This is a genomic window from Rhodanobacter sp. OK091 (assembly GCF_900142825.1).
In the GTDB taxonomy this organism is placed as follows: Bacteria; Pseudomonadota; Gammaproteobacteria; order Xanthomonadales; family Rhodanobacteraceae; genus Rhodanobacter.
Map to the genome: position 1 here is coordinate 1,752,514 of NZ_FRCH01000001.1, position 13,005 is coordinate 1,765,518.

Sequence of the window (13,005 nt, forward strand, 5' to 3'; positions counted from 1 at the left end):
GCCAGAACCATGGGGTTTTTCCAATGACACGTTCCATCCTCTGCTTTGGCGAGGCACTGATCGACCTGCATGCAGGGGATTTCGACGAACGGGGCTTTGCGCGGAAGCTCCGGCCGTTCGCCGGTGGCGCGCCGGCCAACACTGCCGTAGCGGTCGCCCGGCTTGGCGGCCATGCGCGTTTTGCCGGCATGCTTGCGCAGGACCGCTTCGGCGACTTCCTTCTCGACAGCTTGCAGCAGGCGGGCGTCGACACGGTGGACGTGACGCGCACCGATGCCGCCAACACGGCATTGGCCTTCATCACACTGGATGCGCAGGGCGAGCGCAGTTTCAGCTTCTATCGCCCACCGGCCGCCGATCTGCTGTTTCGCACCGAGCACTTCCGCGAAGAAGCGTTCGAGGACACCGCCGCCTTCCACGCCTGCTCCAACAGCCTGACCGATCCAGAGCTGGCGGCCGTGACTCTGGAAGGCATGCGGCGCGCGCGCCGCGCCGGCACGCTGGTCAGTTTCGACTTGAACCTGCGCCCCGCGTTGTGGCCGCGCGACAGCGATCCACGCCAGTGGTGCTGGCCGGCACTGCAGCTGGCCGATGTCGTGAAATTGAGTGCCGAGGAATTCGCCTGGCTCGCCGATGAGGGCGAGGACGCAGCCCTGGATAGCCTGTGGAGCGGTTCCACGCGCCTGCTGATCGTGACCGACGCCGCGCAACCGTTGCGCTGGTTCCATCCCGATGCCAAAGGCGAGTTGCCCAGCTACAGCGTCGATGCGGTGGACAGTACCGGTGCGGGCGATGCCTTCGTGGGTGGCTTGCTGCATCAGCTCGCCGAGCAGCACGTCGGTCCCGCCGATCTCGACCGCTGGGTGGGCACGCTGTCGGGGCTGCAGGCCGCCCTGCGCTATGCCAGTGCCTGCGGCGCGCTGGCGGTGACCCGGCGTGGATCTTTTGCAGCGATGTCCGATGCCAGTGAAGTGGCTGGTTTCATGGAAATGCAGCCATGACCACACCGACAATCCCGAATATCCGCTATGCCGCTTCAACGCGCGACCCCATCGCCATACGCGTGCAGACAAAAGGAGCTGCCCCGATGCGCCACAAAGGTATCCGTACTCTCCCGATCTGCGGCCTGCTGTTTGCGCTGGCCTTGACGACGACGGTCTTCGCATCGGCGTCGCCGACCACGCCGGTCGACTGGGTCAATCCCTATATCGGCACTGCGGGCAGCGGCTCCGAATACGGCGGCACCATGCCGCTGGCAACCACGCCCTTCGGCATGACCAACTGGACCCCGCAGACACGGCAGAACCGGGTCAGCGTCAGCCCGTACAACTACGCCGACACGCATATCCAGGGCTTCATCGGCACGCACCAGCCCGCGATCTGGATGGGCGACTACGGCTACGTCACTTTGATGCCGGAGCTGGACAGCATCAAGTACGCGCCGGAGGCGCGGCAGCTGCCGTTTTCGCGCAAGGACGAGATCGCCACGCCGTATGGCTACACGGTGACGATGGACGCAGGGGATGGCCGCAAGATTCGTGCAGAGATGACCGCAACCGATCATTGCGGCTACCTGCGCTTCGACTTTCCGGCGAAATCCAAGGCCAGCATGCTCATCGAGGCGACCCGCCCGGGCATTCACGGCTATGTCGAAGTCGACGTGCAGAAACACGAAGTCCGCGGCTACAACCCCGACCGCCAGGACGCCGTCCTGGGGCCGTTGAAACTGGCCCAGTTCAAAGGCTATTTCGTGGTGCGCTTCAAGCAGGCGTTTTCGGCGCAGAGCGTCTACGAAGGTGTGCTGGTACGCCCGGGAAACCTCCGGGTCGAGGGCGACAACGTCGGGGCGTTCGTGTCCTTCGCTACGCCCGCGGGGCAACCGGTCGAGGCACAGGTGGGCACCTCGTTCATCAGCCTGGCGCAGGCGCAGGCGAACCTCGATGCGGAGTTGCCCACGTGGCATTTCGACGAGACGCGCGATGCGCTCAAGGCCGCCTGGAACCAGAAGCTGGGGATGGTCGACATCGAGGGCGCGGACGCGCCGCAGCGACGGATCTTCTATACGGCGCTCTATCATGCGCTGCTGTATCCGCGCCTGTTCTCTGAGCACGGGCATTACTACAGCGCCTTCGACGACAAAGTGCATGCCGGCGTCTCCTACACCGATTATTCGATCTGGGACACCTTCCGCGCCGAAAACAGCTTGCTGACCTTGTTCGCGCCCGAGCGCATCGACGATATGGTCAAGGCGCTGCTGCAGGATGCCGATGAAGGCGGCTGGATGCCGAAGTGGCCCAACCCCTCCTATACCAACATCATGATCGGCACCCATGCCGATTCACTGGTCGCCGAGGCGATCGCCAAGGGCTTCAAGGGTTTCGATTGGCAACGCGCCTACGCGGCCGTGCGCAAGGACGCCACCACGCCGCCGGAAGGCGACACCACCCGGCGCTGGTTCGACCGCGAGCCGCATACGCCTTATGAAGCACGGGCGGGCCTGAGCTATGCCCTGAAACTGGGCTACATCCCCGCCGACAAGGTGGCCGAATCGGCATCGAGCACGCTGGAGGATTCCTACGACGACTACGCGGTGGCCCAGGTGGCCGGCGCCACCGGACACGCGCAGGACAGCGCGCACTTCCTCAAGCGCTCATTCGATTACCGCAAGCTGTTCAATCCGGCGCGCGGTTTCATGCAGGCGCGCAACGCCGATGGCTCCTGGGCCTCGCCCGACGATGGCTGGACTGAGGGCGACCAGTGGGTCTATCTGTTTGCCGCGCTGCATGACATTCCCGGCACCGTGGCCTTGCTGGGCGGGCCGGCCGCTGCCGAGGCGAAGCTGGACGCGCATTTCAGCGGCGGCCATAACCACCACGACAACGAACCCAGCCATCACTACGGCTATCTGTACGACTTCATGGGCGCACCGTGGAAGACGCAGGCGCGGGTGCGCGAGATCGCCGGCGACGCTTACTCGGACACCCCTACCGGCATCCTCGGCAACGAGGACTGCGGCCAGATGTCCGCCTGGTATGTGTTCACCGCCATGGGCTTCTACCCGCTCAATCCGGCTTCGGCCGAATACATGATCGGCAGCCCGCTGTTCAACCGCGTCACGCTGCGTCTGGCGAACGGCAAGACCTTCACGGTGAACGCCAAGGGCAACTCTCCCGGCAACGTCTACATCCAGTCGGCCACGCTCAACGGCAAGCCGCTCGATATTCCCATGATCCGCTACCAGCAGATCATGGCCGGCGGCACGCTGGACTTTGTGATGGGCCCGCGGCCGTCGCGCTGGGCGGCGAATTGGCGGCCGCAGGCCGTCGTGGCCGATGCCAAACCATGACACCGACATGCATGCCGCTGCCTGCATGCCATCGTGCGCAACGCCGCCGCCGACTTCGATCCTCGCGATCGCAGTGCGCCGGCGGATTGCTACACTGGCTGCGCACCACACTCAACCGGCGACTTAATCCATGAGCAATCAGAAGACAGTCGACGAACTGTTGTTGAGCATCGCGCGCGACTTCGAAACGTTGCCTCACCAGCTGCAGAACATCGCCAGCTACCTCGAGCAGCAGCGCGCAAACATCATGGTCCAGCGCATCGGCGAGGTGGCCGAGGGCAGCGGCGTGCATCCGTCGGCGGTGGTGCGTTTCGCCAAGCGTTTCGGTTTTTCCGGTTTCCGCGAGCTGCAGTCGGTGTTCCGCAGCAACTACACCGAGACGGTCACGCCGACGCGCAGCTACCAGCAACGCGTCCGCCAAGTCATTGCGGACGGTAACCAGGCGATGGGATCCGCCCAGATCGCGCGCCGGTTCATCGACGCAAGCCGCGCGGGGCTGGATGAACTGGCCGGAACATTCGACAGCAAGCAGTTCAACGCAGCGGTCGACCTGCTGGTGAAGGCCGAGAACATCTACGTGGTGGCGGTGCGCCGTACCTTCAGCATCGCCAGCTACATGGTCTACGCCTTGCAGCACACCCACAAGCGGGTGCATCTGGTGAGCGGCCTGGGCGGCATGTACCGCGAACAGATACGCAGCATCGGCAAGAACGACGTACTCATCGCGATCAGCTTCCCTCCGTATGGCAGGGAAACACTTTATTGCAGCCGCGTCGCCCATCAACACAAGGCCAACGTGCTGGCCATCACCGACAGCGCCCTGGGTCCGCTGGGCCGCGAAGCCCGCGTGACGCTGAAGGTGAGCGAAGGCAGCGCGTTCGCGTTCCGCGGACTGACCAGCACGATTTGCCTGTGCCAGTCCTTGTTCGTGGCACTGGCTTACAAGCTCGAACTGAAGGTCGAGGAAACCACACACCATGGCGGATACGATGATTGAACGAATTGACGTTGCCGTGTTTGGCGCCGGACGCATCGGCACCATCCACGCCGGCAACCTAGCGCGCCATGCCGGCGCGCGGTTGCGCTACGTGGTGGACGTGAATGCGGCCGCCGCCCACACGCTGGCCGAACGACACGGTGCGCGGACGTCGTCGGTGGAAGAAGCACTGGCCGATCCGGCCGTCGGTGCGGTGATGATCTGCTCGAGCACGGACACGCACGCGGACCTGATCCTGCGTGCCGCGGCGGCCGGCAAGGCGATCTTCTGCGAGAAGCCGGTCGACCTCGCGGTCGAACGCGCACGTGCGTGCGCCGACGCGGTGCGCGAGGCGGGCGTGACCTGCATGATCGGTTTCCAGCGACGCTTCGATCCCACCTTCGCCGCGCTCAAGCAGCGACTGGATGCCGGCGAGATCGGCACGCCGGAAATGCTGGTCATCACCAGCCGCGATCCCGCGCCGCCACCGCACAGCTACATCGCGCATTCCGGCGGCGTGTTCAAGGACATGCTGATCCACGACTTCGACATCTTCCGCTGGATCCTCGGCGGCGAAGCGGTCAGCGTGCATGCCACCGGTGGCTGTCCCGGCCTGCCCGACATCGCCGCGGCCGGCGATCTGTCGCACACTGCCGTGACGCTGCGCACGAGCACCGGCGCACTGTGCCAGATCAACACCTCGCGCCGCGCAGCCTATGGCTACGACCAGCGCTTCGAAGTGCTGGGCAGCCACGGCCTGCTGCAGGCCGGCAACGTGCGCCCCACCCAGGTGATCGCCTGGAGCGAGCAGGCTATCAGCAGCGACAAGCCCGAAGCCTTCTTCCTGGAGCGTTACCGCGACGCCTACGCGCTGGAGATCGAGCATTTCTTCGATGCGTTGAGCAACGGCACACCCGTACGAACCACCATCGAGGACGGCATCAAGGCGCTCGAGCTGGCCGAGCTGGCGACGCAGTCCTGGCGCGAAAGACGGGCGTTGAGCATCGAAGCCTGAAGGTTCGCTCTGAAATGGCGAACGTCTGATACGTTCTGCGGGCACCGATGGGCAGTTTCCGACTCGAAGCGGACACTTACGGCCAATATGTATTGATCGGTCTTTGAGCTTTTCTAGCTTGTAACTTCATCCACATTTCCATATCAGGCCGATCAACGTGAGAAAGAGCCTCCCAGCCATTCTTATTCTGGTCGCTTCCTTTGCACTATCTGCGTGCAGTCATCCAGCGGCGACGTGCGATCCACCAAAAGGCCTTGGGGAGCTGAGGTCACTGAGGCTAAACAACACAACCGAAGATGCCGCGAGTGCGTATGCGAGAGGCGACGATCGGCTGTTGGGGGTCTATGGTTTCTCCGTGGAAGTCCCCGGTTACGACGGCGACCCCTATGCGCACAAGAGCAAGATCAGAATGTTAGAGGGTACCGGTGACGCGTTTTGTACCAAGGAAGAGGCAGCCCTCAATCACAACGCGAGAGCCTACGCCAGGAAATACAACGAGATCATGCTATTCAAGCTCAAACAAGCGGGCGTCTATCTCGATCCTGTACCCAACGCACATCGCTAGCGTCGGCTTCCGACGGTGGCCTCAAGCTGAGACAGGCGGAGTTCGACCCATAGCGGATGTTACGCACGGCCTTGGTGCAACCCGGCAACCGGTCTTCGTCCGGGCTAGACTAAATGTGACCACCGCCAGGCATCGTCTCGGGAGAAAATCATGAGGTCGGGCTATCGCTTGCGATTGCTATGGAGTGCCGTTATCGCCTGGACAGGCAGCTCATTGCTGCCCGCCGCGGCGAACGAAGTTCGGCCCACGCTTTCTGCCCAAACGGCCGTGGACATCGCATTGAAGCTTGCCGGGCAAGCAACGCACAGTCATTCCTATTCCACCCAAGCAATGCGTTTTGAACCATCGACCCGCGAGTGGGTGGTCGACGTCGAGGCATTGACGGATTCGAACTCTACGAAACGCTTCGTCGCGACGATGAACGAGTCGACGGGCTTGGCCTGCCTCCAGCTTCAGCCGACGGTTGGCTGCGTTGTCCGGGAAGATATCCATCAGACGATAGCCGATGCACGGATGCGGGCCGAAGCCGAGCTCATGGCCAGGAAGTATCCTGCGCCTGATTTGCAGGCCATGGCCGAAGTTTTGATCCGGTATCAACTTCGTGCCGATCGGCCTCCGAAGGCAGGCGCAACACGATCTCGTTATTTCGTGAGTCTCCCATCGCCTGATGCCAAAGGACTTGTCGATCTGTCCCCCGATATCATGGCCAGCCTCAAGCGCGATGGCATAGAGACTTACCCTAGAAGTGCCTGGAAGCAAGGCAGCGGGAACGTCAACTTCGACACGCAGTTTTCAGTCGGCTTGCCTGTGCGTCGTTCCGATGGCAACTACGACGTGCCCTACGGCTATTACTGCGGCCCGCTATGCGCGGGCTGGTTTACGGCGATCATGAAGCGTGATGCGGCAGGCTGGCATGTTGTTTCCACGGTGATGAACGCCATCTCCTGACTCAATCGAGTACCGGAAGCGACAGCGCCACCCATGCACTCTATGCTGGCAGGACATATAGCTTGGAGTCATCGGCGCGCACTTCGGTTTGCATTACGCAACGGCACGTTGAATCGCAAATGGCGAAATGGCAAACATGGGATGTGGCCAATGAAACGAACCTCTCTGTACAGCGAACAACATGCGGTGCTGGTCAATTACTTGCGGGAACTCCGGGTTGTCCGGGATTTGAAGCAAGCCGAAGTGGCCGAAGCGATCGGCAGACCGCAGACCTATATCTCCGACATCGAGAAGGGCAAGCGTGGGCTGGACCTCTTGCAGGTCATGGAAATCTGCACCGCTTGCAAGGTGTCCTTCCCCGAGTTCGCGGTGGAGCTGGATAGACGGCTTAAGGCGTTGAAGCCGAAGGCTTCGAGAAAGAAGATCTGAGTGCGAATCTCCGCAAATCCGAACATTAGAGCCCTGGTGCCAGCTCAACCTGACTCTTGGTCCGCTCATCCATTCATGCCTCAGCCTGCTCCGCAATTTCCAAGGCATCATCCACCTCAATGCCAAGGTAGCGAAGACACTATCGCGGGCCATTGATCAACAACATGGAGTCAAACTTGAAGCGACTAGCCACACTTGCCTGCGCCGCACTCGTTCTGGCTGTTCCCATGGTTATCGCTGCAGCCGCAACCCCGAGCACCGGCGATGCGCCCGATCAGCAATCTTTGTTCAGTACCGTGTCAAAGCTGGATGCGGATTTTTTTGACGCCTTCAACCACTGCGCCTCACCGGACCAACTGCAGAAACATGCCAATTACCTGGTGCCAAACTTGGAGTTTTATCATGACAAGGGTGGCGTCACATGGTCGCGGCGAGACTACCTTGCCAACACCAAGAACCATGTTTGCGGCCAATTTCGCCGCGAGCTCATCGCGGGCAGCTTGCAAGTCTTTCCCATCAAAGATTACGGCGCGATCGAACAAGGCAAGCAGAAGTTTTGCTGGCTAAAATCGGGAAAGTGTTTTGGCGAAGCCCAGTTCTTGGTCCTCTGGCACCATCTGGACAACCGTTGGGTGATCACTCGCGTGTTCAGTTACGGCCATCTCCCCATCGAATGATGGTCGCAACCCGCGCAATGGAGACGCGTGACTCTCCAACCTTCCAGGCGGGCCAACCGCCGGAGACCAGATCGTCTTCCGCTGCGGTCGCCTCGACATCTGGTAGCTCGACATGAAGTGTCCGCTCCCGACAGGGAAACCTTCGGGCCATAACGCTCGTCAGGAGGATTCATGCTCAACCAACGTTTTCTTGTTGTTTACAGCGGAGTACTAACGGCTGTTTTTGCGGTTACGGTACTTGCAGGCTTCACAAAAAGCCCAGTGACCAAACTGGGCGAAATTGATGTGCAGCGAATCAATGTGCGCGAGCCGGACGGCACCCTGAGATTGGTGATATCCAACAGCGCGCAATTGCCCGGCGTTATCGTCAGAGGAAAGGAGCAGCCCAAGGTCGACCGGCCGCAGGCTGGCATGATCTTTTTCAACGATGAAGGGTCAGAAAACGGTGGCCTGATCTTTGGCGGCAAGCGCGATTCGCACGGCGACGTAGTCGACTCCGGCGGCAGCCTTTCCTTCGATCGCTACAACGCCAATCAGGTCGTGCAACTGCTGGGGGTAGACGATAAGGACAACAGCATGGCCGGCCTCGCCGTTTCCGATAGCCAAGAGAATTCGGGCGGCCATCGTCGCGCCTGGATGGGCCGAACAGCCGATGGCTCTGCGACACTCGCTCTCATGGATGCCCTTGGCAACAAGCGCGTCTTGCTGAAGGTACCTGCCAACGGAGAAGCGGAAATGGACTTTCTCGATAAGGACGGGAAAGTAATCAAGGTCTTCCGGGGCGAAGACGGCGGACACTCGAAAAGTTGAAGGGACAACGTCCACTTTGGGTCGGTTGCGCCGACTGTGCTGGACGATCCATGTGCAGAGAAGCTGATCACAGACAGCAGGGCCAGGTGATCAAGTCCCGGCCTTCGCCCTGAGCGTAGCGCAGCGGAGTCCAAGGGCGAGACGGGTCCCGTCTCTTGCCTCGAACTTGTCCGATGCTGGCCTTGTCAGTGAGAGCCGCCGTGGCGCCCGCACAGCGCAAAGCCCGGATCGGACAGCGATGGCGGCGGCGTGGTGGTGCCCCAGTGCGAAGGCACCGAACCCATCACCAGTTTCAACGTGCCTCCGTCGGCGATCTGGCCGTGACGGAACCAGGCGGTGTCCAGCGGCTTGCCATTGAGCGTGGCCGATTGCACGTAGCGGTTGAGGCGGTCGCGGCGGAAATTCTCGGCGACGATGCTGAAGGTCTTGCCGTGGCCCAGGTCGATGTTCACTTCGGGAAACGAAGGTGTGCCGATCAGATACACGTCCTGGCCCGCATTCGGATAGAAGCCCATCGACTGGAACGCGTACCAGCTCGACATCGCGCCCGAATCATCATTGCCGGGGATGCCGCCGCGGCCGTCGAGAAAGAACTTCTCCAGATGGTCGACGATGCGATCGGCCGTGCGATCGGGGCGGCCGGCCCACAGGTAGAGATCGGGAATCAGGAAGCCCGGCTCGTTGGTAATGTCGAAGTGCGAACGGTCGAAGAACACATCCAGGCGCTTGACGAACGCTTCGTTGCCGCCGGCCATGGCGATCAGCCGGCGCACGTCCTGCGGCGCGTACAGCGAATAAGTCCACAGGTCGCCTTCGTAGAAGAAATCCGGCCAGGTGCCACGCTTGACCAGATAAGGCTCGACCCAGCTGCCGTCGGCGTTGCGCGGACGCAGAAAACCTTTGACGCCTTCCTGCTCCAGCGAGGCATCCCACAGGTTGGCCCAGTTGCCGGCCTGGCTGGTGTAATGCTTCGCTTCCTGCGCATGGCCGAGCCCGCACGCCAGTTCGGCGATGGTGAAGTCGTTGTACGCGTACTCGACGGTACGCGAGCCGGCGCGTTCGGTGGGCTGGGCGATGTAGCCCAGCGTGTTGTAGGTATCCAGGCCGCCGCGGCCATGCTTGCGCGGATCGGCCGGCGGCACCTGGGCATCCTTGAGCATCGCCTGCAAGCCGGTGGCGTAGTCGATGCCGGTCAGGCCTTTGACGTAGGCATCGGCCACCAGCACGTTGGCATTGCTGCCGCCCTGGGTGCGGCCGTTGTCGTTGCCCACGCGGGCGTCGGGCATGTAATCGGCATGGCGATACGTGTCGATCAGCGAGCGCACCATGTCGCGCTGGCGGTCCGGTGCGATCAAGGTCAGCAGCGGGCCGTCGCTGCGGAAGATGTCCCAGATCGCCTGGAAATCGTCGTAATAAGGCTGGTCCGACGACCACTTCGGATTCTCGCCGCTGTGATCGGAGGGCATCAGCATGGTGTGGTACAGCGCGGTGTAGAACTTGCGCCGCTCGACTTCGTCGGCGCCATGGATCTCAACCCGCGACAGCACCTGATTCCACTGCGTCACCGCCGCCTGATGCACGGCCGCGAAATTCCAGCCGGGAATTTCCTGCCCGGCGTTTCGGCGTGCCTGCGCCAGGCTGATGAAGGAGATGCCGACCTTGACCTGGATCGCCTGGCCGGCCTTGACCCGATAGTCGAGCGAGGCGCCGAGATCCTGGTCGGCATCGGTATGGGCATGAGGCGTGTTGCCGAGCTGGCGATCCCGCCAGGTCTGCGCGCCGGCAGCCGGCGTGTCGGCCACCAGATAGAAATACACGCGGTATTCGCCGCCTTCGTTCCAACCGCCGATATAGCGGCCCACGCCTTCGATCTCATGAGTGGAAACCACGTTGACGTCGCCGCCGAGGAAACGCTGGTCTTCCGGGCCGGTGCCGGTGTTGATGGCGTGCTGGATGTCCACCGTGACATGCGCGTCGCCCGCATCGGTGAAGGTATAGCGGTGCAGGCCGGTGCGCCGGGTCGCGGTCAGCTCGGCCTTGGTCCGATAGCGGCTCAGGTAGGTCGAGTAATAAGCGACACTGGCCTCTTCGTCGCTGCGCGGCGAGTGGATGTCGGCTGGCTGCAGCGCGCCCGTGACCGGAGCCACCAGAATGTTGCCGTACTTACCCGCCCCGCCACTCAGATGCAGATGGCTGAAACCCACCACTTCGCCCGTGCTGTGGTAGCCGGACTTGATCAATTTGCCGTCGAAGGTGCGCACATCGGGGCCCAGCTTGACCATGCCGAACGGCACCGTGGCGCCCAGGAAAACTTCGCCGTCCCAATCCACACCGATGAACGGATCCACGTCCTTCGCATGCTCGGCAGCGCTCACCGAGGTCGCGATGGCGAGCAGGCCGGTGCAGGCGAGCCGGATGCCCCAGTGGCAGAACCCGCGGGAAGAGTGGCTGGTGAACCATGTCATCTCGGATGGATCCTTGTCGGCGGGAAGCTGGAAAGAAAAATTGCCGCCGCGGTTGCCCGTTGCAGCCATGCCTTCGTGCAAGTGCGTCACGTCAGAGGAATGGACCGAAAGCGAGCCCGGCCGTAAGGCCCCGCGATGCGGCAGACGTCAAAGGCGGCTGTCGCATCGCGGACTCGAGTTTTTTTTAAGCGGCCTTTTTCGCCGCCGTCTTTTTGCCGGCTCGCTTGGCAGCTTTCTTGACGGCTTTCTTCGCGGGGCTCGCGCTCTTGGCCGGTGCCGCGGGTTTGGCGGAACCGTCGATCAGCAGGCTTTCCACGGTGACGCCGCGACGGCGAAGGGCCTTCGCAAACCAGGCCGGCTGGCGTCCACGCCCGGACCACATCTGGGATGGATTGGAAGGGTCGCGGTACTTCGGAGCTACCGAACCCGTCTTGCCTTTCTTGCCCGCGGCCTTCTTGCCGCGCGAGGGATAGATATCCTCCAGGCTGAGGCCGCTGCTGCCCAGCAAAGCCTCGATTTTCTGCTTGACGGACTGGATCTGGGAGGCGCGAGCTTCATGCATCTGCGCATTCGCGTTCTCAATGAGCGCTTGAAGTTCTTTTGGGGAAAGGGTCTTAAGATCAATTGCCATCTGGGGTGCCTATAGTTGGGTTTTCCGCGCCCATTCTAAAGCATTGAGCCCATGAGACTACCCATCCCACGAAAGCGCCGCCAATTGCATTGAATCGCACGTGATGTGGCAATTCCTATTTGGAGACCGCTTATGCCTCCGGTAAAGATCATGACCTTGTTGATAATGACCACGATGGTGGTCGCCCATGCTGCCGCGGAGACGAGCAACAGATCCCGTGCGTCTGCGCACATTTTCGGCCCCGGCGTGATTTCCGGCCCCGACGGAGACATGGCGCCAAGTTTCGCATCGGGTGGAAGCCGTTTGTATTTCACCCGAAGCTATCCAGACACCTCGGCCATCATGATCTCCGACAAAAAGGGCGCATCCTGGTCGACACCTGTGGTGGCTGCGTTCTCAGGCCATTGGCGCGATCTCGAACTCGCCATCGCACCGAGTGGTGCTTACGCCATTTTCGCGTCCAATCGCCCGCATCCCGGACAAACGGATTCGTTGCACGCCACCTATTTCGGCCAACCTCAAAGTGGCGGCAATCTCTGGAAAATAGATTTCGAGTCCGGGAGCTCCGTGCCCTACCCGCTTCCACCATCGGTCAATGACGGAAATTCTGTTTGGACGCCTTCGATATCCGGAAACAATAATCTTTATTTCATGAAGACCGATTCCGTCAGTGGGCGCTTTCGCTTGCACGTCGCCAATGACGACGGAGGGAAATACCGACATGTCGACACGCTTCCGTTCAGCACGGGTGCTTTCAACGACGTCGACCCCTCGATCGACACGAATGAAAAATTTCTGGTCTTCAGCTCGGACCGTGGCGCATCGGTGAGCGGATCCAAACCGGGTCCCGAGCGACTTTTTATCGCCTTCAATCCCAGGAGTCCGGATGCGCTCGTCTGCGCCATGGAAATTCCAGGCTGGACGAACAAGACGGAATCTCAGATTGAGTCCCGCTTCAGTCCCGACGAACGCACGCTCTATTTCTCGAGCCGCCATCCCGACAATGCCGCCGGGCGGTCCGCCAAGGCCACATGGAACCAGGGCAGTATCAACATCTGGATGATCCCGTTCCAACCGGATCTATGGCGCACGGTAGAGGGCGCAAGCCCTGCATGCAGAGCGCACGCTTAGACGTCCAGAACG

The 13,005-nt window shown here is 61.6% G+C and carries 11 protein-coding genes; 9 read left to right on the forward strand and 2 right to left on the reverse strand.

The window, feature by feature from the left end:
- The first annotated feature begins 23 nt into the window (after positions 1-23).
- The 8 genes from BUA26_RS08025 to BUA26_RS08065 all read left to right on the forward strand — a co-directional run bounded on the left by BUA26_RS08025 (position 24) and on the right by BUA26_RS08065 (position 8,766).
- Entirely contained in the window at positions 24-1,001 is a 978-nt protein-coding gene (locus tag BUA26_RS08025) for a carbohydrate kinase family protein (protein WP_072759382.1), read from the forward strand.
- Complete coding sequence (locus BUA26_RS08030) at positions 998-3,346, forward strand: GH92 family glycosyl hydrolase (protein WP_218587787.1); 2,349 nt, start codon at positions 998-1,000, stop codon at positions 3,344-3,346. The genes BUA26_RS08025 and BUA26_RS08030 overlap by 4 nt, the downstream gene beginning before the upstream one ends.
- A 130-nt stretch (positions 3,347-3,476) precedes the next feature.
- A complete protein-coding gene (locus BUA26_RS08035; protein ID WP_072759386.1) occupies positions 3,477-4,343 on the forward strand; it encodes a MurR/RpiR family transcriptional regulator in 867 nt (288 codons plus the stop codon).
- The gene (gene iolG, locus BUA26_RS08040) at positions 4,336-5,337 is read left to right on the forward strand and encodes an inositol 2-dehydrogenase (protein ID WP_218587788.1); all 1,002 of its coding nucleotides are present in this window, start codon (positions 4,336-4,338) and stop codon (positions 5,335-5,337) included. The genes BUA26_RS08035 and iolG overlap by 8 nt, the downstream gene beginning before the upstream one ends.
- Before the next feature lie 715 nt (positions 5,338-6,052).
- On the forward strand, positions 6,053-6,850 hold the full coding sequence (locus BUA26_RS08050) for a hypothetical protein (RefSeq protein WP_143154204.1): 798 nt from the start codon (positions 6,053-6,055) through the stop codon (positions 6,848-6,850).
- A gap of 150 nt (positions 6,851-7,000) precedes the next feature.
- Positions 7,001-7,279, forward strand: coding sequence for a helix-turn-helix transcriptional regulator (locus tag BUA26_RS08055; RefSeq protein ID WP_072759391.1), 279 nt, complete (start codon positions 7,001-7,003; stop codon positions 7,277-7,279).
- A 176-nt stretch (positions 7,280-7,455) separates the two neighbouring features.
- On the forward strand, positions 7,456-7,956 hold the full coding sequence (locus tag BUA26_RS08060) for a nuclear transport factor 2 family protein (RefSeq protein ID WP_255368206.1): 501 nt from the start codon (positions 7,456-7,458) through the stop codon (positions 7,954-7,956).
- 171 nt (positions 7,957-8,127) lie between these two features.
- Positions 8,128-8,766 (forward strand): hypothetical protein, encoded by a 639-nt coding sequence (locus tag BUA26_RS08065; RefSeq protein WP_072759393.1) that lies wholly within the window; start codon positions 8,128-8,130, stop codon positions 8,764-8,766.
- Positions 8,767-8,951: 185 nt separating this feature from the next.
- Here the strand turns inward: BUA26_RS08065 and BUA26_RS08070 are convergent, their stop codons facing one another.
- Together BUA26_RS08070 and BUA26_RS08075 are read right to left on the reverse strand one after the other, a co-directional pair.
- The gene (locus BUA26_RS08070; RefSeq protein ID WP_083572960.1) at positions 8,952-11,231 is read right to left on the reverse strand and encodes a GH92 family glycosyl hydrolase; all 2,280 of its coding nucleotides are present in this window, start codon (positions 11,229-11,231) and stop codon (positions 8,952-8,954) included.
- Positions 11,232-11,415: 184 nt separating this feature from the next.
- Positions 11,416-11,862, reverse strand: a complete 447-nt coding sequence (locus BUA26_RS08075) for an H-NS histone family protein (protein WP_072759395.1) — start codon at positions 11,860-11,862, stop codon at positions 11,416-11,418.
- A 150-nt stretch (positions 11,863-12,012) separates the two neighbouring features.
- On the opposite strand from BUA26_RS08075, the gene BUA26_RS20070 reads away from it, so the two are divergent.
- Entirely contained in the window at positions 12,013-12,993 is a 981-nt protein-coding gene (locus tag BUA26_RS20070) for a TolB-like translocation protein (protein ID WP_178368554.1), read from the forward strand.
- Positions 12,994-13,005: the final 12 nt, after the last annotated feature.

Bases quoted from the DNA above. Each gene is read 5' to 3' on its own strand.
- BUA26_RS08025 (WP_072759382.1), top strand. From the start codon at position 24: ATGACACGTTCCATCCTCTGCTTTGGCGAGGCACTGATCGACCTGCAT.
- BUA26_RS08030 (WP_218587787.1), top strand. From the start codon at position 998: ATGACCACACCGACAATCCCGAATATCCGCTATGCCGCTTCAACGCGC.
- BUA26_RS08035 (WP_072759386.1), top strand. From the start codon at position 3,477: ATGAGCAATCAGAAGACAGTCGACGAACTGTTGTTGAGCATCGCGCGC.
- iolG (WP_218587788.1), top strand. From the start codon at position 4,336: ATGATTGAACGAATTGACGTTGCCGTGTTTGGCGCCGGACGCATCGGC.
- BUA26_RS08050 (WP_143154204.1), top strand. From the start codon at position 6,053: ATGAGGTCGGGCTATCGCTTGCGATTGCTATGGAGTGCCGTTATCGCC.
- BUA26_RS08055 (WP_072759391.1), top strand. From the start codon at position 7,001: ATGAAACGAACCTCTCTGTACAGCGAACAACATGCGGTGCTGGTCAAT.
- BUA26_RS08065 (WP_072759393.1), top strand. From the start codon at position 8,128: ATGCTCAACCAACGTTTTCTTGTTGTTTACAGCGGAGTACTAACGGCT.
- BUA26_RS08070 (WP_083572960.1), bottom strand. From the start codon at position 11,231: ATGACATGGTTCACCAGCCACTCTTCCCGCGGGTTCTGCCACTGGGGC.
- BUA26_RS08075 (WP_072759395.1), bottom strand. From the start codon at position 11,862: ATGGCAATTGATCTTAAGACCCTTTCCCCAAAAGAACTTCAAGCGCTC.
- BUA26_RS20070 (WP_178368554.1), top strand. From the start codon at position 12,013: ATGACCTTGTTGATAATGACCACGATGGTGGTCGCCCATGCTGCCGCG.